The organism is Nocardioides aquaticus, from assembly GCF_018459925.1.
Lineage (GTDB): Bacteria > Actinomycetota > Actinomycetes > Propionibacteriales > Nocardioidaceae > Nocardioides > Nocardioides aquaticus.
Window position 1 is genome coordinate 4,511,122 of record NZ_CP075371.1, and the last position, 20,540, is coordinate 4,531,661.

Below are 20,540 nucleotides of genomic sequence, written 5' to 3' on the forward strand. Positions count from 1 at the left end.
TCCACCACGTCACCGGCCCCGCGGGGGTCAGGCCCCCCGGGGCCGGTGCCGATCGGTCAGGACCGGGGACCCGACCCGCGGCCCTCGTCGGGGGCCTCGTCGGGGTCCGAGGTGCGGCCCTGGGTCAGCCGCAGCTCGCGCGCGCGGCGTCGGTCGGTGTCGCGCTTGCGCTCGGCCTTGACGATGTTGCGGGTGTCGCGGGCGGGCAGCTGAAGCTCGTCCTCGGCCGGCATGCCGGCCTGGAGCTGGCGGGCCCGCTCGAGCTCGGAGTCGATCTCGGCGCCGAAGAGCAGCGCCAGGTTGGTGATCCAGAGCCAGAGCAGGAAGACGATCACGCCGGCCAGGGAGCCGTAGGTCTTGCCGTAGCTGGAGAACCCGGCGACGTAGAACCCGAAGGCGGCCGAGGCCAGCACCCACACCAGGATCGCGACGCCGGCCCCCACGGAGATCCACTTGAAGCGGGGCTGCTTGATGTTCGGCGTGGCGTAGTAGAGCAGCGCCACGATCGTCCCGACGACCAGCAGGATCACCGGCCACTTGGCGATGTTCCAGACCAGGACGACCGACTCGCCCAGCCCGAGGGCGTTGCCGACCGCGGAGGCGGCCGGACCGGTCAGCACCAGCGCGAGCAGCACCAGCGCGGCGAGCGCGACCGTCACCACGGTGACCAGGAGCATCACCGGGCGCAGCTTCCAGACCGGGCGGCCCTCCTCGACCTCGAGGATCCGGTTCATCGCCCGCCCGAAGGCGTTGACGTACCCCGACGCCGACCACAGGGCCGTGGCCAGGCCGACCACGAGGGCGACGCCGGCGCCGGGCGCGGTGGCCAGGCCCTCGAGGATCGGCTGGATCGTCGGGACGACGGACCCGGCCCCGACGTCGCGCAGGACCTGCAGGATCGCGTCGACGGTGTCCGGGCCCTGGCCCACCAGGCCCACAAGGGAGAGCAGGGCGATCAGACCGGGGAACAGCGCGAGCACGGCGTAGTAGGTCAGCGCGGCCGCGAGGTCGGTGCACTGGTCCTCGCCGAACTCGCGGAAGGAGGCGCGGAGGACGTACTTCTTCGACGGACTGGTCAGGTCCGTGGGGTCGTCCGGCTTGGCCGGGTTCTCGGGGTGGGGCGGGGTGGCCCGGTCCTCGGTCCCGGTGCCGCTGGTGGTGCTCGTGCTGTCGGCCATCGTCAGCGGCGCCGACGCCACACGACGAGGACCACGAGCAGGGCCACGACCGTGCCGGCCGCGACCGCGATCTCGGTGCCGCGCTCGTCGCGGAGCTCGGTGACCTTCTCGGTGGTGCGGGTCTTGACGTCGAGCTTCGCGCCGAGGGCGTCGACGGTCTCGGCCAGGCGCTCGCGGGTCTCCTCGAGGTCGGCCTCGATCCGGGCGACCTCGGGGCTGGTCGGCTTCGCGGCGGACGAGTCGTCGCCGGTGGGGTTCTGGTCAGCCACGGTGGGTGCCTTCCTTGAGGGTGGCGACGTCGCGCTGGACGCCGCGCTGGGTGGCGGGCACGGCCGGGGTGGCCTGGGTGACCTGCTTCTTGCCGAGCAGGGCCGCGACGCCGGCGACGGCGAGCAGGACGGCGCCGACGATCAGCGCCGCCAGCCACACGTCGAGGACGACGGCGAGCCCGGCGATCGCGGCCGCGACCAGCGCGCCGACGCCGTACAGCGCGATCACGCCGGCGCCGCCGAACAGGCCGGCACCGATGCCGGCGTGCTTGACGGTGTCGCTCAGCTCGGCCTTCGCCAGCGCCATCTCGCCGCGGACGAGCTCACGGGTCTGCTCGGTGAGGTCGTGGACCAGCCGGCCGGTGGTGGGCTCACCGCCGGCGGGGGTGCCGGTGCTGCCGGTCGAGGTGCTGCCCGAGCCGCTCGTGGCGCTCATCGGGTCGGTCCGTCCGGCTGGCCCGGGTCGGCCGGGAAGGCCGGGGGCGCCACGTCGCCCGGGGTCACGCCGGAGTCCGGGACCGCGTCGGTGGACGGGATGACCGGTCCGGTCGAGGACTTCTCGTCGCTGCTGGAGGACACCTTGTCCTGCACGCCGGCCTTGGCCGACCCGGCAGCCTGCTTGGCGCTGCTCGTCGCCTGCTGGGCGAGGTCGCCGGCCTGGCTGGCGGCGGTCGAGGCCGCGTCCTTGGCCACGTCGGCGGCCTGGTCCTTGCGGGTCTGGACGCGCGGGTCGCGCCACACCTTGCCGGCCGTGGCGGCGATCTGGTCGTAGCGGTCGCGACCGGCGCGAGCGCCGAGCACGTACCCGGCGGCTCCGGCCGCCAGCATCGTCAACTTGCCCATGGGTCTGTTCCTCTCGTCGGGGGGCGGGACCAGGGGCGCCCGAGCTGCGGGGGTCCGCCTGCCTCGGGTCGCGGTCCGCGCCAGACCCCCACCGTCGCAGCGGTCTGGACCGGCCCACCACCTGCCTGGGGGTGGATCGGGCGCGGGCGGCGGTCTTGGATGAGACGGTGACCGACCCCGTTCCCGCCGGCGATGCCCCGTCCTCCACCGGCGTCGACCCGGTCCTGCGCTGGCGCGCGGCGGCCGACCGGGTCTGCGACCTGGTCCTCGCCGTCGCGGCCGAGACCCCCGCGCTGCTCGAGCAGCACGTGCCCGCCTGCCCGGACTGGACCGCGCGGGACCTGCTGTCCCACATGGTCGGCCTCGCCACCGACGTGCTCGACGGCGACGAGCCCGACGACCACAACCCGGGGTGGACCGACCGGCAGGTGGCGCAGCGGCGGTCCCGCGACGTCACCGAGCTGGTCGCGGAGTGGCGCGCGCACGCCGACGACCTGGTGGCGTGGATGCGCGAGCACGGGTCCCGGCCGCTGAACGATGTCGTCATCCACGAGCAGGACCTGCGCGGCGCCCTCGCCCGGCCGGGGGCGCGAGACACCCCCGAGCTGGGCGTCGTGCGGGAGAGGATGGCCGACCGGTTCGCCGGCAAGGTGGCCGACCTGCCGCCGATCGCGCTCGTGGGGCCCGGCTGGACCTGGGCCAGCGCAGGCTCGGCCGAGGACGCGCCGACCCGGCTCGAGGCCGACGACTTCGACCTGGCCCGCGCACTGTCGTCCCGGCGTACCGAGGCGCAGCTGCGGTCGTGGACCGTGCGCGGCGACGTGGGGCCGTACCTCCCGGCGCTGGCCGGGCTGGGCGACCTGCCGGCCACCCCGCTGCCGGAGTAGCCGCCGGCCCGCGGCGCACCCGCCCGTCAGCGCGTCAGCGCGAGCACCTTGTCGTCGTCGCCCGCGGGGTCGCCGCGGCCGTCGGTGTTGGAGGTCGTGAGCAGCAGCCCGCCGTCCGCGGCGGGCAGGACGGTGCGCAGCCGGCCGTACTCGCCCGCGACGTGGGACACCGGCTGGCCGACGGGCTCGCCGGCCGCGGCCGGGAGCGGCACCTCCCACAGGATCGCGCCGCGCAGGGAGGCCAGCCACAACGAGCCGTCCCACACCGTCAGTCCGGACGGCGAGGCGTCGCCGGTGCGCCACACCGCGGCGGGGTCCAGGTAGTCCTCGTCCGCGACGTCCTCACCGCCGCTGCCCTCCACCTCGGGCCAGCCGTAGTTGCCACCGGCCTCGACGAGGTTGATCTCGTCCCACGCGGCGTCGCCGAACTCCGCCTCCCAGAGCCGGCCCTCGTCGTCGAGCGCGAGGCCCTGGACGTTGCGGTGGCCCGAGCTGTAGACCGCGGTCCCGCCGGGGTTGCCGGGCGCCGGCTCCCCGTCGAGGGTGACCCGCAGGACCTTGCCCGACAACGAGTCGGGGTCCTGGGCGCTCGCGGGGTCGCCGTTGTCACCGGTGCCGACGTAGAGCAACTCGTCGGGGCCCACCAGCAGCCGCCCGCCCTGGTGGTACCCCGCGCCGGTCGGGATCCCGGTGAGCACCGGCTCGGGCTCGCCGAGCCGGTCGCCGTCCCAGTCCATCGACACGACCCGGGCGTCCTGCTCGCCGGTGTAGTAGGCCAGCAGCCGGTCCTGGCCGGGCGGCATCGCCAGCCCCAGCAGGCCGGACTCGCTGCCGGTCACCACGCCCGGGACCGTCGTCACCGTGGTCTGCTCGCCGGTGCCACGGTCGACCCGCAGGATCTCGGCGGTGTCCCGCTCGGCCACGAGCAGGTCGCCGTCGTCGAGCTCGACGACGCCCCAGGGGCTGGTGATCCCGGACGCCACCTCGTCGACGGCGAGCTCGTCGGTCGCCACGTCCTCGGGGGTGCCGGTGGCCACCGCCCCCGACGGTGCGTTCGCGCGGCCCCCGGTGTCGGGGTCGTCGCCCGAGGTGATGCTGTCGTCGCCGCAGGCGGCGAGCAGCCCCAGGGCGAGCACCGCGGCGACGGCCCCGCCCGTACGACGGGTGGTGCGGCTCCGCGGAAGGCTCATGGCTCCCAGCGTGCCGACACCCCCCAAGGCGGGTCCGGGGCGGCGCTCAGCCGGCGGCGTCCAGGTGCGCGCGCACCGCGGTCAGGACCTCCTCGGGCCGCTGCTCGGCGAGGAAGTGGCCGGACGGCACCGCGTGGCCGACCGCGGCGGGGAACCACGTCCGCCACACCTCCACCGGGTCGGCCCGGGCGCCCACGACGCCCTTCTCGCCCCACAGCACCAGGGCCGGCAGGTCGACGGTGCGGCGCCGGTCGGCACGGTCGTGCTCGAGGTCGGTGCGGGCGCCGGCCCGGTAGTCCTCGCACCAGGCATGGACCACCGACGGCACGCGGGCGGCGCCGGCGTACTCCTCCAGCGCGGCGGTCGTCATCCCACCGGTGCCGCCGAGCGCGCCCAGGGCGTGGTCGAGCCAGGCCTGGGGGTCTGCGTCGATCAGCCGCTCGGGCAGGCCGCCGCCCTGGATGAGGAAGGTCCAGTGGAAGTAGCGCCGGGCCAGCCAGGCGTCCATCTGCTCCCACACGTCGAGGGTGGGCAGGATGTCGAGCAGGGCGACCGAGCGGGCGAGGCCCGGGTGGTCCAGGACCAGCCGGTGGGCGGTGCGCGCCCCGCGGTCGTGACCCACGACGTGCACACCGGTGGGGTCGAGCCCCAGCGCCTCGAGGACCCGCGGCTGGTCGGCGGCCATCGCACGGAAGGTCATCTCGCCGTCGTGGCAGGTCGAGGCGCCGTACCCCCGCAGGTCCGGGGCGACCACGGTGAACCCGTCCGCGACGAGGGCCGGCGCGACGTGGTGCCACATCGCGCTGGTCTGGGGATAGCCGTGCAGCAGCAGCACGACGCCACGGGTCCCCGGGGCCGTCCGGGACGAGCGGCCGCGGACGGTCGCGCCGTCCACCTCGACCGTGAACGGGTCCAGCCCCGGGAGGAGGACGTCGTCAGCGGGCTGCTCGTGGGTGGGCGGCTCGTGGGTGGGCGGCTCGTGGGTGGGCGGCTCGCGGTCGGTCACGTGGGCGAACCTAGGCGAGCCGACCGGCGCCCGCCACGCCCAGCCGCGACCTGGGGCCGGCCCGGATCCTCAGGCCCAGGCGGCGGCGACCCGCTCGGCGACGTCGGCCGCCTGGCGGAGCCCGGTACGCGCGGCGTCGGCGCGGTGCGCGAAGTCGAGCACGTTGCGGCCGATGTCGCTCAGCGCCTGGGCGTCCGGCACCACGACGGCCGAGCGGGTGCAGCCGGTGCGCGCGAGCTGGGCCGGGATCGACGTCGCCCGCGAGAACGCGCGCGGCAGCGGGGCCACGACGACCACGTCGTCGTAGCCGGTGGCGAGGTCGACGTTGGCGGTCGAGCGGAAGCCGCCGTCCAGGTAGTGCCGGTCGCCGACGGCCACGGTCGGCCACACCAGCGGGACCGCGCAGCTGGCGGCGACGGCGCGCACCAGCGGGACGCCGTTGACGCCCGCGGCGCGGTCGAAGACGGTGAACCGGCCGGTCTCGGCCTCGACCGCGGTGATCTTCAGCTCCCGCTCGGGCCACTCCTCCCAGGGGACGATCCCGCGGATGACCTCCACCCGCTCCTCCCGGTCCCCGGGGTGCCGCATCGCCTTGCGCCCGAGCCGGGCCCGCTTGCGCTCGGCGTCGCCGGGCAGCAGGAACGGCGGGACCAGCCGGGCGATCGTCCCCGGGCCCATCCGGGCCGTCGGGCCGGGCTCCGGCGGCTCGAGCTGGGAGTCGTACAACCCCGCCAGGTCGGTGCCCTCCGCCGGCGCGCAGCGCAGCAGCGAGCCGACGATCGAGCCGGCCGAGGTGCCGACCACCAGGTCGGCGTCGGTGAGGTCGACCCCGGCGCGGGCCAGGCCGTGCAGGAGGCCGAGCTCCCAGGCGATCCCGGTGATGCCGCCGCCGCCGAGGACGAGTGCGCGTCTGGTCACCCGGCGAGGCTAGCCACCACCCCCAGCGCCGCCCACGCCCCCCACGCCGCCCCCGACGCCGCCCCCGACCAGCGCGAGGGCCGCGACGGAGGCGACCAGCACGACCGGCACCAGCACCAGCCCGGACGCGGCGAACGACCGGGCGGTGACCTCGAGCCCCCGCGCCCGGCAGCGCTCACGCCACAGCAGCGTCGCCAACGACCCCCACACCAGGACCAGCGGCCCGGCGTTCACCCCGACGAGCACCGCGAGCAGCCGGGGCACGGAGTCGCCGGCGGCCGGCTCCAGGGCGAGGTACGCCGGCAGGTTGTTGACCAGGTTGGCCGCCCCGGCCGACGTCGCCGCCAGCCGCAGCAGGTCGGTGAAGCCGCCGCCCTCGCCGGCCACGGCGGCCGTGACCCGGCCCAGGCCGTGCTCGTCGGCCGCGGCGACGACCAGGAACAACCCGGTCACGGTCAGCACCAGGCGCCACGGCAGCGCCCGGGACCAGGTGCCGCGCGACGGCAGCGCGCGGCGGCGTACGCCCGCGACCACCGCGAGAGCCGCCGCGGCCAGCACCGCGGCCACCGCGACGTCGGCACCGGCCAGCACGGCCGTGGCGAACGCGAGCACCGCCACCAGCGCGGCGGCGAGGAGCACGGCGTCCTCGACCGGCCGGGGTGCGGGCACGACGTAGCGCCCGCGCAGCTCGCGGCGGTGCCGCACCGCGAGGACCACGACGGTCGCGACCACGGCGGCCGCGGCCGGGGCAGCCGCCCGCGCCGCGTACTCCGCCGGGTGCAGGTCGAGCGTGCGCAGCGCCAGCAGGTTGGTCAGGTTCGAGACCGGCAGCAGCAGGCTGGCGGTGTTGGCCAGCCACACGGTGGCCATCGCGAACGGCAGCGGTGGGAGCCCCAGCCGGGCGCACAGCGTGAGCACGACCGGGGTCAGCAGCACCGCGGTCGTGTCCAGGCTGAGCAGCACCGTGGTCGTGGTGGCCAGCGCGACCACCACGCCGAACAGCAGCCACGTCCGACCACCCGCCAGCCGGGCGGCCAGGTCGGCGGCGAGGTCGAACAGGCCCGCGCTCTCGCACAGCTCGGCCAGCAGGGTCAGCGCCACCAGGAAGACCAGCACCGGGCCGACCCGGACCAGCACCGCCTCCGCCGACGCCGGGGCGAGCACCCCGGTGGCGACCACGACCACCCCGGCCAGGGCGCTCAGCAGCCACAGCGGTGCCGAACGACGTCGCACGACTCATCCCTCCCCTGGACCCCGCAGGACCGCGGCGGAGCCTACGACGCCCTGCCAGGATCGGCCCGTGACGACGCCACGGTGGGACGGTGCCCGCAACCTGCGCGACCTCGGGGGCCTGCCCCTGGTCGGCGGCGGCCGGACCCGCGCCGGGCAGGTCTACCGGTCGGCGGCACCGGCGACGATGACCGACCGCGGGTGGCGCGAGGCCGCCGCCGCGGGACTGGTCCGGGTCGTCGACCTGCGCAACGCCGAGGAGCGCGAGGGCGGCCCGCACCCCGCGCCGCCGGGCGTCAAGGTGGTCCACGCCCCGGTGGAGGACCCGCACGACGAGGCGTACCTCGAGGAGGTCGGTCCCTGGCTCGACCACCCCCACGGCTGGGCGCCGACGGTCCGTCGCTTCCCGGACCTGGTCGCCACCGCGGTCGCCGCGGTCGCCGAGGCGCCGGGCCCGGTGCTGCTGCACTGCCAGGGCGGCCGGGACCGGGCCGGGATGCTGTCGGCGCTGGTGCTCGCGGTGGCCGGAGTCGAGACCGACGCGGTGGTCGCCGACTACGCAGGCGGCTTCCGGGGCGCGGCCGGCCATCCCGGGCACGGTCTGGCCTGGGACACCGCCGCCGGGGCCTGGGTGCCCCGGACGGACCCGGTCCCGACCGCTGCCGTGCTCGAGGAGAGGGTCGCCGCCCGGCTGCCCGACGCCCGGGCGTACCTGGAGGGCACGGACGTGCCCGCCGCGCTGCTCGCCGCCGGGGTCCCGTACGCGTCGCTGACCGCCCTGCGCGCCCGGCTCGACGGCGGCGCCCGCTGATCCGGACCGGTCGGGGCGGGTGGAAAGAAACGCGTACGGGTGGTCCGCACCCGGCCTACCCTTCGAAGCACCCACCCCCCGAGGACCACCCCATGCCCGCCATCCCGACACCGCCGCCGGCGCAGGCTGCGGCGCTGAGCGACCTGCACCGCGTGCTGCTCCTGGTCAACAGCGGCCGCGGTCTGCACGACGTGCTGCGCGCCGCCGCCGAGGGCGTGCGCGACGTGCTCGGCTTCGCCGGCGTGGCGGTCAACCTGCACAGCGCCTGCGGCTTCTTCGAGACCGTGGTCGTGGTCGGGCCGGGCACCGAGGCGGTCGCCGGGAGCCGGCACCGGGTCGAGGACGTCGAGGCCGAGCTCGACGCGGCCGACCAGTGGGGCCTGCTGCGCTTCGTCCCGGCCGGGCGCTACGACCTCCCGGAGGACGCCGCCGTGTGGCGCACCAGCGAGCCGGCGCTGGACGAGCCGGACGCGTGGCAGCCCGACGACGCCCTCTACGCGCCCCTGTGCGGCGCCGACGGCCAGCTGCTGGGGGTGCTCGGTCTCGACCTGCCCCTTGACGGACGCCGGCCGGGTCCCGAGGCCCGGGCCATCCTGGAGATCTACGCGGTGCAGATCGGCCTGGCGGTGGGCCAGGCGCGCGAGCGCGAGCGGCTGGAGGAGCGGGTCCGGCTGTCCGCGGCGGTACGCCGACTGGTCGCGACCGCCTCGGACTCCCTGGAGCTCGCCGAGGTGCTGCCGGCCTGCGTCCCGCCGCTGCTGGAGGGCTTCCGCGCCGAGAAGGCCTGGGTCCGCCTCTTCGCCGACGAGGGTGGCGCCTGGGAGGCGGTGAACTACCCGGCCGACCTCGGCCGGACCCTGCACCACTCGGCCGCCGCCGACCAGGGCTGGCCCGAGCTCGACGAGGCGCGGGCGTTCGCGTCGGCCTGGCGCGTCGCCGGCGCCTGCTGGGAGGCCCAGCGCACGGTGGTCATCGACGAGCACCGGTTCGAGGACGACGACGGCGTGGTCCCCGCGACCAGCCGCCGGCGCGTCGTGGACTGGCTCCGGGCCCTCGGCCACGCCCAGTTCGTGATGGTCCCGCTGGGCTCGGGGCGCCAGTGCCTGGGCTACGTCGTGCTGAGCCGCGCCGAGCGGGCCGGGGCGTGGACCGAGGCCGAGGAGGACGCCGCGCTCGACGTCGCCCGCGAGCTCGGGCGGGTGATCGGCACCGCGCGGGTCCGGATGCGCGAGCACGAGCTGCTGCGCCGGCTCGAGCGGCTCGACGCCCACCGCACCGAGGTCATCACCACCGTCGTGCACGAGCTGAAGAACCCGCTCGCGGCCATCCTCGGCAACCTCGAGATGGTCCGCGACGACCCGACCGTCATCGACCGGGCCCACCAGGCGATCCAGGCCAGCGGCGAGCGGATGCTGGCGCTGGTGCAGGACATGCTCACCCTCACCCGGCTGCGCGAGCCGGCGACGGTCGAGCACGTCCCGGTCGACCTCACCGCGGTGGTCGTCGCCGTCGTCGACCAGCTGGCCGCCCAGGCCGGGCGGGCCGGGGTGGGCGTGGACCTCTCGGGTGCGCGCCCGGGCGTGCGGGTGACCGGCGACGGCGAGGAGCTGGAGCAGCTCGTGCTCAACCTCGCCTCCAACGCGATCAAGTTCAGCGACGCCGGCGACATGGTGCGCCTGGAGGTCGGCACGGACCCGGACGGACGCGCGGTGCTGCGGGTGACCGACGAGGGCATCGGCATCTCGCCCGAGGACCGGGAGGGGCTGTTCACCGAGTTCGACCGGGGCACCGACCCCGAGGCGCGACGTCGCCCGGGCAGCGGCCTGGGCCTGGCCATCGCCGGACGGGTGGCCGAGCGCCACGGGGGCCGGATCGAGGTCGGCTCGCAGCCCGGCCGCGGCAGCACGTTCACCGTACGGCTCCCCTCGGCCGGCTGACCCGGGCGAGGACCGGCCGGTGCGGACCTGGGACTAAGGGTCACCTAACCTCTGCGGGTGACCCCCGACGAGATGCGCCGCCCGATGCGGACCCTGGGCGGTCGCTACCGCCAGCACCGCCCCCGCCTGGTGGCCGCCGTCGCCGCGTCGACGGTCAACAAGGTCGCCGACGTCGTGCCCGAGCTGCTGATCGGCGCCGCGGTCGACGTGGTCGTGCGTGGCGACGGGTCCCTGGTCGGCACCCTGCTCGGCGTCGAGTCCCGCTACGCCCAGCTGGCGTGGCTGGCCGCCTTCAACGTCGTGGTGTGGGTGATCGAGTCCGCCAGCGAGTACGCCGCCAGCCGGCTGTGGCGCGGGCTGTCCCAGCGGGTCGAGCACCAGCTGCGGATCGAGGCGTACGACCACGTGCAGCACCTCGACGTCGGCTGGCACGAGTCCCGCCCCTCGGGCGCGACCCTGGCGACGCTGAACGACGACGTGAACCGGCTCGAGGAGTTCCTGGACTTCGGGGCGCCGGCGATCCTCCAGACCGCGCTGAACATCCTGCTGGTGGGCGCGGTGTTCGCGGTGGCGTCCTGGGAGCTGCTGGTGCTGGCGTTCCTGCCGATCCCGCTGATCATCCTCGGCTCGCTGCGCTTCCAGCGGCGCCTCGCGCCGCTCTACGACCGGGTCCGCGCCAGCGTCGCCGACCTCTCCGACACCCTCACCGCCAACCTCGGCGGGATCACCACGATCAAGGCGTTCACCGCCGAGGACCGCGAGCGCGAGCGGCTCGCGGTGACCAGCGCGGAGTACCGCGACGCCAACCTGCAGGCCATCCGCTCCTCGGCGCTCTTCGTCCCGCTGGTCCGGATGGCGATCCTCGTCGGCTTCACCTGCACCCTGCTCTTCGGCGGGTGGGCCGCGCTGAACGGCACCCTCGAGGTCGGGCTCTACTCCGTCCTGGTCTTCATGACCCAGCGCCTGCTGTGGCCGCTGACCGACGTCGCCGAGGTGCTCGACCTCTACCAGAAGTCGCGGGCCTCGACCGTGCGCATCCTGCGGCTGCTCGACGAGGAGTCGACCGTGGTGCCCGGCACGACCCTGCTGACCCGGCCGACCTCCGGGCGGATCGAGCTCCGCGGGGTCCGGGCCGGCTACGCCGACCACCCCGACGTGCTGCACGGCCTCGACCTGGTCGTGCCGGCCGGGGAGACCCACGCGGTCGTCGGCTCGACGGGTGCCGGCAAGTCGACCCTGCTGCGCCTCGTGCTGCGCTTCGAGGACCCCCGCGCGGGCCACGTGCTGCTCGACGGCGTCGACGTGCGCGAGCTCGACTGGGACTCCCTGCGCGGGGCGATCGGCTACGTCGCCCAGGACGTCTACCTCTTCGCCGGCAGCGTCGCCGACAACATCCGCTACGGCCGGCCGGAGGCGACCGACGCCGAGGTCCGTGAGGCCGCGGACGCCGCGGAGTCGACCTCCTTCATCGAGGCGTTGCCCCAGGGCTGGGACACCCTGGTCGGCGAGCGCGGGGTAACGCTGTCCGGCGGGCAGCGCCAGCGGCTCGCGCTGGCCAGGGCGATCCTGCGCGACCCGGCCGTGCTCGTGCTCGACGAGGCCACCTCGGCGGTCGACAACGAGACCGAGGCCGCGATCCAGCGCTCGCTGGGGGTCGTCACCGCCCGGCGTACGGCGCTGGTGGTCGCCCACCGCCTGTCCACGGTGCGGCACGCGGACCGGATCTGGGTGCTCGACGCCGGTCTGGTGGTCGAGTCCGGCACGCACGACGACCTGGTCGCGGCCGGCGGGACCTACGCCGCGCTGTGGGGCGTGCAGACCGGCGAGGCCGCGCCGGCGCGCTGAGGCCTGGTGGTCGTCGGGCGGGGCGGCGGCCCGCGACCGCGGGACGTCATACGTTCGCGCGGTCGGCCACGGCGCCGACCGCATGACGTCCCGGTGGCGGCCGACGTGACGTCGCCCGGTGCGGTCGTCGTGGGCGACACGCGGTCCTCGTGCGCTGAGCCGGGTCAGCCGACCCGGTCGTCGCCGTCGATCTCGGTGCCGCGGCGGTCGACCCCGGTGACCAGCGCGTACGTCGCGCCCGCCAGGGCCGCACCGACGACCGGCGCGAGGAGGAACAGCCACACCTGACCGAGCGCGGCGAGGTCGAACCACGCCACGGCCAGCGAGCGGGCCGGGTTGACCGAGGTGTTCGAGACCGGGATCGAGATCAGGTGGATCAGGGTCAGCGCCAGGCCGATCGCCAGCGGGCCGAAGCCGGCGGGGGCGCGGCGGTCCGTCACGCCGAGGATGACGTAGAGGAACACGAAGGTCAGGACGGCCTCGGCCACCGCGACGGCGAGCAGCGAGTACCCGGTCGGGGACAGGTCGCCGTACCCGTTGGTGGCGAAGCCGTCGGCCAGGGAGAACCCGCTGCGGCCCGACGCGACGACGTAGAGCACGAGCGCGCCCAGCGACCCGCCGGCGGCCTGGGCGACGACGTAGCCGGGGACGTCCCTCCAGGCGAACCTGCCGGCGACGGCGAGGCCGACGGAGACGGCCGGGTTGAAGTGCGCCCCTGACACGTGGCCCACCGCGTAGGCCATGGTCAGCACGGCCAGGCCGAAGGCCAGCGAGATGCCGACGAACCCGACCTCGTCCCCGGCCAGGACGGCGGTGCCGCAGCCGGCGAGGACCAGCCAGAAGGTGCCCAGCGCCTCCACGGGAAGGCGACGGGCCAGCGACGGGGTCGCGGTCCCGGTCGGGGGTGCGGGACGGGTGGGGGTGCGGGTGCTCATCAGTGCCTCCTGGGGACGCCGTCGTCCCCCTCGGGAAGTCCGGCTCCGTGCCGGCTGACGATCAGTCGTCCCCGACCCGCCGACCGTCACGCGCACCGGGCGTGAGCCCGCCCACAACCCGCCCCCGCTGGGCCGACCGTCAGCCGTCGGCCTCCATGGCCGCCACGAAGTCCCGCTTGACCGCACGCCAGTCCTCGTCGGTCATCGTCCGTCGCCAGTACGGCGAGCAGGACATGTCGGCGCGGGTCATGCCGCGCTCGACCAGCAGGTGGCGGCGCACCGCGCGGACCTCGTCGGCCTCGCCGTGCACGAACGCCTGCACCCGCCCGGCGGCCGGGTCGGGCAGGGCCGCCCCGCGGACGGCCTCGGCCAGCAGGTCGACGTCCCCGTCGTCCCCGCGGCGGTGCAGCCACACCAGGTCCAGGTCGCCGGTCGAGTCCAGGGGCACCTCGTGCCCGGGTCCGTCGCAGAGCAGCCGGACCACGGCGCGCGCCCCCGGGGGGACCGCCCGCAGCGAGGCCGCGATCGCGGGGAGGGCGGACTCGTCGCCCGCCATCAGGTGCACCTCGGCGCCCGGCTCCGGGCGGTAGCCGCCGCTGGGCCCCTCCCACACGAGCACGTCCCCGGGCTGCGCCGTCGCCGCCCACCGCCCCGCGGCACCGGTGTCGCCGTGCACCACGAAGTCGATGCTCAGCGCGTGCCGCTCGGCGTCCCAGTCGGCCACGGTGTAGCGCCGACGCGCGGGCCAGGTCTCCCGTGGGTGCTGCTCGCGCACCTCGGCGGGGTCGAAGACCACGTCGTACGGCGCCCCGTCCGGCCGGAGCGCCAGGTTGACGTACGCGTCGGTCTCGGGCCCCCTCTCGAAGCCGGCGAGGTCCTCGCCGCCGAGCACCACCCGGACCAGGGTCGGGGTGAGCCAGCGGGTCTCGGTGACGCGTGCGTGCAACGCAGAGTTCCTCTCGGAGCGGGCCGGCGCGGGGCCGCCGGCCCGACGAGCCTAGACCCGGTTTCTGAGCCGCGGCTGTGCGTCACCGCCCTCTACGCTGGCGCCATGAGCGCGGTGGACCAGCAGCAGCCCGTCGACGGCCGGGGCGGCGTCGACGGCCCCGAGGAGGACCTGTCGGCCTACGACATCAGCCTGCGCCCGTACGGCGTGGGCCTCGTCGTGCTCGGCGCCCTCGGGCTGCTCGCCGCCTTCACGCTGACCGTCGACAAGCTGAAGCTGCTCGCCGACCCGTCCTTCACGCCGGCCTGCGACATCAACCCGATCGTGTCCTGCGGCTCGGTGATGGCCAGCGACCAGGCCGAGGTGTTCGGGTTCCCGAACTCGCTGCTCGGGCTGATCGGCTTCGCGGCCGTCGTGGCCCTCGGCCTCTCCCTGGCCCTCGGCGCCCGGCTGCCACGCACGGTGCTCGCCGGACTCGCCCTCGGCGGCCTCGCCGGGCTCGTGTTCGTGCACTGGCTGGCCTTCCAGACCCTCTACGAGATCAACGCCCTCTGCCCGTGGTGCCTGGTGGTGTGGGCGGTGACGATCCCGACGGCGGTGTGGTCGACGCTGGTGGCCGCCGGGGCCGGCACCTCGCGCTCGCCCCGCGTCGTGGAGAAGCTGTGGAACGTGCGGTACCTGATCGTGCTCGGCTGGTACCTGCTCCTCGCGGGCGCGATCCTCGAGCGGTTCTGGGACTACTGGGTCACCCTGCTCTGACCCGCCGGACACCTCAGAGCGTGGGCAGCCAGTCCACCTGACCGGCCAGCACGGCGTACCCGACGAAGGCGCCGATGTCGAGGAACGTGTGGGCGACCACCAGCGGGGTGACCCGCTGCCAGCGGCGGTAGAGCCAGCCGAAGAGCAGCCCCATCGCGAGGTTGCCGACGAACCCGCCGAGGCCCTGGTAGAGGTGGTAGCTGCCGCGCAGCAGGGCGGCCAGCCCGATCGCGCTCGCGTCGCCGAGGCCGGCCTGGCGCAGCCGGACCTGGACGAACCCGAGCACCACGAACTCCTCCACCACGGAGTTCTGCAGCGCCGAGAGGACCAGCACGGGGTAGCGCCACCACTCCTCGGGCAGGCCCTGGGCGACCACGGTGAGGTTCGTGCCGAGCGCGAAGGTCGCCAGGTAGAACACCACGCCCAGCGACCCGACGCCGAGCGCGATCACCGCGCCGGAGCCGAGGTCGCGCCACCCGGCGCCGCGGAACCACACCTCGCGCACCCGGGTGCCCGAGCGGACGAGGAGGTAGGCGCACAGCAGCACCGGGACGACCGCGAACCCCATCCGCAGCAGCTGGTAGGCGAGGTCGAACCACGGACGGTCCGGCGTGACCGAGGTGTTCAGCGTGGCGGCCTGCTCCGACAGCGCACCCGGTGCCGTGACGGCCTCCAGCAGGTTCACCACGGAGTAGACCGCGGAGCGGCCCAGCGAGAGCAGCAGCACCAGCACGACCTCGAGGACCAGCACCGCCCGGGCCAGCTCGGGCACGCCTCCCGGGACGGGGCTGTCGCGGCGCAGCGCGGCCCGGGCGCGGGCCAGGCGGGGGGTCCGGGTCGTCGCGGCGGCAGTGGTCACCGGACCAGGATGCCCGGGGTGGCTGAGAGACCGGTGAGCGCCGGGGCCGGGTGGGTAGGTCAGTACGCCGTGATCCGCAGCGTCCGGAGCTTGGCGTAGAGGGTCGTGCGCGAGATGCCCAGCGCCGCCGCGGCCCGGACCTTGTTGCCGCCGTGCTGGTCGAGCGCGGCCACGATCGCGTCGCGCTCGGCGCGCTCCAGCGGGGCGAGGGTGCGGGCGCCGTCGCGGGAGCGGTACGCCTCGGGCAGGTGGTCCACGGTGATCGGGCCGAGCCCACGATCCCGGACGGCGTGCTCGAGCACGGCGCGCAGCTCGCGCAGGTTGCCCGGCCAGGACTGGGCGCCGAGCGCGGCCAGGGCGGAGGGGGCGAGGTGGACCGAGGCGTCGCAGCCGAGGTCGACCAGCTGGGTCGCGACCAGGTCGGGTAGGTCGGCGGTGCGGGCGGCCAGCGGCGCCAGCTCGGTGCGGTCGGTGCAGGCCGAGACCAGTGCCGCGGCCCGGCCGACGAGGTCGTCGACCGGCCCCGAGATCAGCACCACCCGGGGCGCCGTCGCGGTGGCGACGTGGGAGGCCACGAGGTCGACGAGGTGGTCGGGGAGCAGGTCGACCCCGTCCACGCAGACCGTGCCCTGCCCGGCCCGGACCAGGGAGGCGAAGTCGCGCGACCACGCCTGCGGGCCGTCGAGCAGGGCGCGCGCCGCGGTCAGCACCGCCACCCGGTGGTCGCCGGCGAGCCGGGCGGCGTACGTGGTGCGGCCGGTGCCCGGCGCGCCCGCGACGAGCGCGGGGCCGGTCGCGACCCGGCTCACCGGGGTGGTCCGGTTGCGGGGGCTGCGCGGACGGGCCAGCGGCTCGACGTGGACCAGGGACCCGCCGCGGGTGCGCGGCACGTGCTCCACGCGGACCCGGGCGGCCACCCCGGACTCCAGGGTGATCTCGCGGGACAGCCCGGTGCTGCCGACGTCCTGGGCCAGCATCCGGAGCAGGGTCAGGTCGACCTGGCCGAGCAGGTCGAGCGCGGTCCGGTTCGACATCGTCAGGTCGTCCAGCATCGCCACGACCGCCCGGCGCCGCCCGGACGCGGCCTGGAAGGCGTGCAGCAGCTCGGTCTCGCTGACCCGGCTGCCGTCGAGCAGCCGCTGCTCGATGTCGGCGACCGCCCGGGCGACCACCGGGCGCAGGAGGGGGTCGGCGGACGTCGCGACGCAGGTGATGTCGAGGACGCCCTCGATCCGGCGGGTGACCGGGTGGAAGATCGGGTGGCCGTAGCAGCTGAAGTCGCGCAGCGGCACCGCGTAGTGCTCCGAGCCGTGCACCGCGATCCGCTCCCGGGTCTCCAGGACGGTGCCGGGGGCGTTGGTGCCGACCGCCTCCTCGAGCATGCTGACCCCGACGGCGACCCCCAGGTCGTCGAAGGCGCGCTCCAGGCCCCGGGTGCCGCACCACCGCTGCGCGACGCGGCCGTCCCGGTCGACCAGCAGGGTGCTGAAGACGGTCTCGCTGAGCTGGTCGCCGAGGTCGTCGAGCACTGGCGTGGCCGCGGCCATCAGCGGGCTCCGCAGGTCGACCTCGGCGTAGGTCAGGCCCTGGAGGGCCGAGGCGGGGTCGACGCCGGCGAGACCGGCGCGGCGCCACGAGTCGGCGATCGGTGCGCGCATCTCGTCGGTGAGGCTCACCGGCGTCCCCCTCGTGCCTGACGTCCGAGCCGTGCTGGTGTGGTCGCGGTCACAGTAGCCCGCGGTCCCGACCGCCTGTCCAGAACCTGAACACCCGTGCGCCCCACGACCTGCGACGGTGACCGGAGTCACAGCGTCGCGGACCGCGGCGTACCGGTCCCCGACCCGAGGAGCACGCATGAAGACCCAGGCCGCCGTCGTCTACGAAGCAGGCAAGCGCATCGAGATCGAGGAGCTGACCCTCGACAAGCCCCAGGCGGGCGAGGTCCTCATCCGCTACACCCACGCCGGGCTCTGCCACTCCGACGTGCACATCGCCCACGGCGACCTCGAGGCCCGGCTGCCGATGGTGCTCGGCCACGAGGGCGCCGGGATCATCGAGGAGGTCGGCCCGGGCGTGACCCGCGTGAAGGTCGGCGACCACGTGGTCTGCTCCTTCATCCCCAACTGCGGGTCCTGCCGCTACTGCGCCAACGGCCAGCAGTCGATCTGCGACATGGGCGCGACCATCCTCGAGGGCTACCTGCCCGGCGAGCGGTTCCCGATCACCGGCCCCCGGGGGCAGTACGGCGCGATGTGCATGCTCGGCACCTTCAGCCAGTACGGCGTGATCCACCAGAACTCCTGCGTCCCGGTCGACGACGACCTCCCGCTCGACAAGGCCGTGCTCGTCGGCTGCGGCGTGCCGACCGGCTGGGGCTCGGCGGTCAACACCGCCGACGTCAAGGCCGGCCAGACCGTCGTGGTGATCGGCGTCGGCGGCATCGGCATCAACGCCGTGCAGGGCGCCGCCCTCTCGGGCGCGAAGAACGTGATCGCGGTCGACCCGCTGGCCAACAAGCGCGAGAAGGCGATGGAGCTGGGCGCCACCCACGCGTTCGCCAGCACCGGCGAGGCGATGGAGACGCTGACCAACCTGACCCGCGGCCAGATGGCCGACTCCGCCATCCTGACCCCCGGCCTGATGACCTCCGAGATCGTCGGCGAGGGCTTCAACGCCGTCGGCAAGGGCGGCGTGGTCGTGCTCACCGGTCTCAACAAGCTCGACGAGATGAACATCCAGCTGCCCGGTTCGGTGATGACGCTCTACCGCAAGCAGCTCAAGGGCAGCCTGTTCGGCGACTGCAACCCGACCACCGACATCCCCCGGATCCTCGGCCTCTACCAGTCCGGCGACATCAAGCTCGACGAGATCATCACCAGGACCTACACCCTGGACCAGGTCAACGAGGGCTACGACGACCTGCTCAACGGCGAGAACGTCCGCGGCGTCGTCGTCCACAGCCACTGACCATCGACGGTCCTGGACAGCGAGGAGAACCCACACCGATGACGAGACTCCCCTCCGGGGCGGCGGGCTCGACCCCCGCCCCGGAGGTGGTCGGCCGGGCGCGGGAGAGCGAGCTGCTCGAGGCCGCGCTGCGCAGCGGCGCCCACGTCGTGCTGGAGGGCCCCCCGGGCACCGGCAAGTCGACGCTGCTGCGCGAGGTCGCCCGCCGCCGTGACTCCGCCTTCGTCCTCGTCGAGGGCAACGCCGAGCTGACGCCCGCCCGACTGGTGGGCCACTTCGACCCCGCCCTCGTGCTCGAGCGCGGCTACGCCGTCGACGTCTTCGTCGACGGCCCCCTGCTCGACGCCCTGCGCGAGGGCGGGCTGCTCTACGTCGAGGAGCTCAACCGGGTCCCCGAGGAGACGCTGAACACCCTGCTCACGGTGATGTCCGAGCGCGAGATCACCGTCCCGCGGCTCGGGGTCGTCCGGGCCGAGCCCGGGTTCGGCATGGTCGCCGCGATGAACCCGTACGACGCCGTGGGCACCGCCCGCGTCTCCAGCGCCGTCTACGACCGGACCTGCCGGATCACCATGGGCTACCAGTCCGCGGAGGCCGAGGAGCAGATCGTGGCCGGGCGGTGCCCGCTGCCCTCGCCCGGGTGGGGCGCGGCCGCGGTCGCGCTGGTGCGGGCCACCCGCAGCCACCCGGAGATCCGGGTGGGGTCCTCGGTACGGGGCGCGATCGACCTCGCCGGCATGGCCCACGAGCTCGCGCGCTCGCGCGGCGTCGCGCCCGACGACTGGGACGCCGGCCTGGACTCCGCGCTGGTGGCGCTGAGCGGGCGGGTCCGGGTCGACGAGGCGTCGCAGCGGACGGCCGAGCAGGTCATCGAGGAGCTCTACGTCGAGCACTTCGGTCCCCGCCCCGAGGACGGCTCCGACGAGCGCGGGGAGGGCGAGCCACCGGGGGAAGCCTGAGCCCGCCCCCCGCCGGGGCGGGCCCCTCCGCCGCGCCGCCGACCCCCGCCCCGGGCGAGCCGCGCGAGTCACGCCGCGGGCGCCCCGAGCGCTCCACCCCGCGGGCCGAGCTGTCCGGCCACGCCCGCTTCGCCGAGCTCTCCCCCGAGCTCGGCGAGCTCGACGTCGACGCGCTCCGTGAGGCGCTCGGCGAGGACCCCGACGAGGTGCTGCCGCTGCTCGCCGCGATGAGCCGGGCCACCGACGAGCAGCTGCGCGCCAAGGTCCAGGCCCTGGTCCCGCGCCTGGTGCTGGACCGTGCCCGGTCGGGGTCGCGGGGCGTACGGGGTCCGGCCGGCTGCGGCGGCGCCCGGCGCACCTGGGCGGCGACCTGGACGTCGACGCCTCCCTGGAGGCGATCGCGGGCGCGCGCGCCGCCGGCGCCCGGCCGTCGCTGGAGGACCTCACCGCCACCTCGTGGCAGCGTCCCGACACCGCGGTCTGCCTGCTCCTGGACCGGTCGGGCTCGATGGACGGCCCGCGCCTGGTCACCGCGGCGATGGCGGCCGCCGCGGTCGCGCTGCGCTCCTCGGGCGAGCTGGCCGTGGTCGCCTTCGACCGGCGCGCCGAGGTGGTGGTCGAGCTGCTGGCGCCCGTGCCCCCGCTGCGGACCGTCGAGCGGGTGCTCGGCCTGCGTGGTCACGGGATGACGTCGCTGGACGCGGCGCTGCGGGCCGCGCGCGACCAGCTGGCGCCGGCCCGGGCGGCCCGGAGGGTCACGGTGCTGCTCTCGGACTGCCGCGCCACCGACGACCTCGACCCCACCGCCGCGGCCCGGGCGCTGGACGAGCTGGTGGTGCTTGCCCCGGCGTCCGACGACGAGGAGGCCCGCCGCTTCGCGCGGTCCGTCGACGCCCGGGTGGCCAGCATCGAGCGCCTGGACGACCTGCCGCCGGCGCTCGACCTGCTGCTGGGGGACGGTTCGGGCTGAGTCGACCGGCTGGGGGCGGGTCGGTGGGCGG

20 protein-coding genes are annotated in these 20,540 nt (G+C 75.6%); 8 read left to right on the forward strand and 12 right to left on the reverse strand.

The window, feature by feature from the left end:
- Positions 1–56: 56 nt before the first annotated feature.
- Genes ENKNEFLB_RS21915 through ENKNEFLB_RS21930 form a run of 4 tightly spaced genes read right to left on the reverse strand, consistent with a single transcriptional unit; the run spans position 57 to position 2,290 of the window.
- Positions 57–1,178: a YihY/virulence factor BrkB family protein gene (locus tag ENKNEFLB_RS21915; protein WP_214057278.1), complete on the reverse strand. Its 1,122-nt coding sequence runs from the start codon at positions 1,176–1,178 to the stop codon at positions 57–59.
- A 2-nt stretch (positions 1,179–1,180) separates the two neighbouring features.
- Positions 1,181–1,447 carry a DUF3618 domain-containing protein gene (locus ENKNEFLB_RS21920; RefSeq protein ID WP_214057279.1) on the reverse strand — a complete coding sequence of 89 codons (267 nt, stop codon included), beginning with the start codon at positions 1,445–1,447 and terminating at the stop codon, positions 1,181–1,183.
- Entirely contained in the window at positions 1,440–1,883 is a 444-nt protein-coding gene (locus ENKNEFLB_RS21925; RefSeq protein ID WP_214057280.1) for a phage holin family protein, read from the reverse strand. The genes ENKNEFLB_RS21920 and ENKNEFLB_RS21925 overlap by 8 nt, the downstream gene beginning before the upstream one ends.
- Positions 1,880–2,290, reverse strand: a complete 411-nt coding sequence (locus ENKNEFLB_RS21930; RefSeq protein WP_214057281.1) for a hypothetical protein — start codon at positions 2,288–2,290, stop codon at positions 1,880–1,882. The genes ENKNEFLB_RS21925 and ENKNEFLB_RS21930 overlap by 4 nt, the downstream gene beginning before the upstream one ends.
- Positions 2,291–2,457: 167 nt before the next feature.
- Between ENKNEFLB_RS21930 and ENKNEFLB_RS21935 the strand changes: the two genes are divergently transcribed.
- Positions 2,458–3,177, forward strand: coding sequence for a maleylpyruvate isomerase N-terminal domain-containing protein (locus tag ENKNEFLB_RS21935; RefSeq protein ID WP_214057282.1), 720 nt, complete (start codon positions 2,458–2,460; stop codon positions 3,175–3,177).
- A gap of 26 nt (positions 3,178–3,203) precedes the next feature.
- Here ENKNEFLB_RS21935 and ENKNEFLB_RS21940 read toward each other — a convergent pair whose 3' ends face one another.
- The 4 genes from ENKNEFLB_RS21940 to ENKNEFLB_RS21955 all read right to left on the reverse strand — a co-directional run bounded on the left by ENKNEFLB_RS21940 (position 3,204) and on the right by ENKNEFLB_RS21955 (position 7,524).
- The gene (locus ENKNEFLB_RS21940) at positions 3,204–4,367 is read right to left on the reverse strand and encodes a PQQ-dependent sugar dehydrogenase (protein WP_214057283.1); all 1,164 of its coding nucleotides are present in this window, start codon (positions 4,365–4,367) and stop codon (positions 3,204–3,206) included.
- Positions 4,368–4,413: 46 nt separating this feature from the next.
- The gene (locus ENKNEFLB_RS21945) at positions 4,414–5,373 is read right to left on the reverse strand and encodes an alpha/beta fold hydrolase (protein WP_214057284.1); all 960 of its coding nucleotides are present in this window, start codon (positions 5,371–5,373) and stop codon (positions 4,414–4,416) included.
- A 69-nt stretch (positions 5,374–5,442) separates the two neighbouring features.
- Positions 5,443–6,291, reverse strand: coding sequence for a patatin-like phospholipase family protein (locus tag ENKNEFLB_RS21950; RefSeq protein WP_214057285.1), 849 nt, complete (start codon positions 6,289–6,291; stop codon positions 5,443–5,445).
- A 9-nt stretch (positions 6,292–6,300) separates the two neighbouring features.
- Positions 6,301–7,524, reverse strand: a complete 1,224-nt coding sequence (locus ENKNEFLB_RS21955; RefSeq protein ID WP_246535740.1) for an SLC13 family permease — start codon at positions 7,522–7,524, stop codon at positions 6,301–6,303.
- 67 nt (positions 7,525–7,591) lie between these two features.
- On the opposite strand from ENKNEFLB_RS21955, the gene ENKNEFLB_RS21960 reads away from it, so the two are divergent.
- The 3 genes from ENKNEFLB_RS21960 to ENKNEFLB_RS21970 all read left to right on the forward strand — a co-directional run bounded on the left by ENKNEFLB_RS21960 (position 7,592) and on the right by ENKNEFLB_RS21970 (position 12,114).
- Complete coding sequence (locus ENKNEFLB_RS21960) at positions 7,592–8,332, forward strand: tyrosine-protein phosphatase (RefSeq protein WP_214057286.1); 741 nt, start codon at positions 7,592–7,594, stop codon at positions 8,330–8,332.
- A gap of 92 nt (positions 8,333–8,424) precedes the next feature.
- Positions 8,425–10,269: a sensor histidine kinase gene (locus ENKNEFLB_RS21965; protein ID WP_214057287.1), complete on the forward strand. Its 1,845-nt coding sequence runs from the start codon at positions 8,425–8,427 to the stop codon at positions 10,267–10,269.
- 57 nt (positions 10,270–10,326) lie between these two features.
- Positions 10,327–12,114 (forward strand): ABC transporter ATP-binding protein, encoded by a 1,788-nt coding sequence (locus tag ENKNEFLB_RS21970; protein WP_246535741.1) that lies wholly within the window; start codon positions 10,327–10,329, stop codon positions 12,112–12,114.
- 164 nt (positions 12,115–12,278) lie between these two features.
- On the opposite strand, the gene aqpZ is transcribed toward ENKNEFLB_RS21970, so the two are convergent.
- Together aqpZ and ENKNEFLB_RS21980 are read right to left on the reverse strand one after the other, a co-directional pair.
- Positions 12,279–13,049 (reverse strand): aquaporin Z, encoded by a 771-nt coding sequence (gene aqpZ / locus ENKNEFLB_RS21975; protein WP_214057288.1) that lies wholly within the window; start codon positions 13,047–13,049, stop codon positions 12,279–12,281.
- 139 nt (positions 13,050–13,188) lie between these two features.
- Positions 13,189–13,995 carry a siderophore-interacting protein gene (locus ENKNEFLB_RS21980; RefSeq protein WP_214057289.1) on the reverse strand — a complete coding sequence of 269 codons (807 nt, stop codon included), beginning with the start codon at positions 13,993–13,995 and terminating at the stop codon, positions 13,189–13,191.
- Between the two features lie 105 nt (positions 13,996–14,100).
- On the opposite strand from ENKNEFLB_RS21980, the gene ENKNEFLB_RS21985 reads away from it, so the two are divergent.
- Positions 14,101–14,754 carry a vitamin K epoxide reductase family protein gene (locus tag ENKNEFLB_RS21985; protein ID WP_214057290.1) on the forward strand — a complete coding sequence of 218 codons (654 nt, stop codon included), beginning with the start codon at positions 14,101–14,103 and terminating at the stop codon, positions 14,752–14,754.
- 13 nt (positions 14,755–14,767) lie between these two features.
- On the opposite strand, the gene ENKNEFLB_RS21990 is transcribed toward ENKNEFLB_RS21985, so the two are convergent.
- Entirely contained in the window at positions 14,768–15,613 is an 846-nt protein-coding gene (locus ENKNEFLB_RS21990; protein WP_246535742.1) for a CPBP family intramembrane glutamic endopeptidase, read from the reverse strand.
- A gap of 59 nt (positions 15,614–15,672) precedes the next feature.
- Entirely contained in the window at positions 15,673–17,289 is a 1,617-nt protein-coding gene (locus ENKNEFLB_RS21995) for a sigma-54-dependent Fis family transcriptional regulator (protein ID WP_214057291.1), read from the reverse strand.
- Between the two features lie 178 nt (positions 17,290–17,467).
- Between ENKNEFLB_RS21995 and ENKNEFLB_RS22000 the strand changes: the two genes are divergently transcribed.
- The 3 genes from ENKNEFLB_RS22000 (at position 17,468) to ENKNEFLB_RS22010 (ending at position 20,509) form a co-directional block, all read left to right on the forward strand.
- Positions 17,468–18,580, forward strand: coding sequence for an NDMA-dependent alcohol dehydrogenase (locus ENKNEFLB_RS22000; RefSeq protein WP_214057292.1), 1,113 nt, complete (start codon positions 17,468–17,470; stop codon positions 18,578–18,580).
- Positions 18,581–18,618: 38 nt separating this feature from the next.
- Complete coding sequence (locus ENKNEFLB_RS22005) at positions 18,619–19,539, forward strand: AAA family ATPase (protein ID WP_214057293.1); 921 nt, start codon at positions 18,619–18,621, stop codon at positions 19,537–19,539.
- A gap of 337 nt (positions 19,540–19,876) precedes the next feature.
- Positions 19,877–20,509 carry a VWA domain-containing protein gene (locus ENKNEFLB_RS22010; RefSeq protein ID WP_214059678.1) on the forward strand — a complete coding sequence of 211 codons (633 nt, stop codon included), beginning with the start codon at positions 19,877–19,879 and terminating at the stop codon, positions 20,507–20,509.
- Positions 20,510–20,540 lie beyond the last annotated feature (31 nt).

What these genes read in the sequence shown, in the direction of transcription:
- ENKNEFLB_RS21915 (WP_214057278.1), bottom strand. Translation starts at nt 1,178, where the DNA reads ATGGCCGACAGCACGAGCACCACCAGCGGCACCGGGACCGAGGACCGG.
- ENKNEFLB_RS21925 (WP_214057280.1), bottom strand. Translation starts at nt 1,883, where the DNA reads ATGAGCGCCACGAGCGGCTCGGGCAGCACCTCGACCGGCAGCACCGGC.
- ENKNEFLB_RS21930 (WP_214057281.1), bottom strand. Translation starts at nt 2,290, where the DNA reads ATGGGCAAGTTGACGATGCTGGCGGCCGGAGCCGCCGGGTACGTGCTC.
- ENKNEFLB_RS21940 (WP_214057283.1), bottom strand. Translation starts at nt 4,367, where the DNA reads ATGAGCCTTCCGCGGAGCCGCACCACCCGTCGTACGGGCGGGGCCGTC.
- ENKNEFLB_RS21965 (WP_214057287.1), top strand. Translation starts at nt 8,425, where the DNA reads ATGCCCGCCATCCCGACACCGCCGCCGGCGCAGGCTGCGGCGCTGAGC.
- aqpZ (WP_214057288.1), bottom strand. Translation starts at nt 13,049, where the DNA reads ATGAGCACCCGCACCCCCACCCGTCCCGCACCCCCGACCGGGACCGCG.
- ENKNEFLB_RS21985 (WP_214057290.1), top strand. Translation starts at nt 14,101, where the DNA reads ATGAGCGCGGTGGACCAGCAGCAGCCCGTCGACGGCCGGGGCGGCGTC.
- ENKNEFLB_RS22000 (WP_214057292.1), top strand. Translation starts at nt 17,468, where the DNA reads ATGAAGACCCAGGCCGCCGTCGTCTACGAAGCAGGCAAGCGCATCGAG.
- ENKNEFLB_RS22005 (WP_214057293.1), top strand. Translation starts at nt 18,619, where the DNA reads ATGACGAGACTCCCCTCCGGGGCGGCGGGCTCGACCCCCGCCCCGGAG.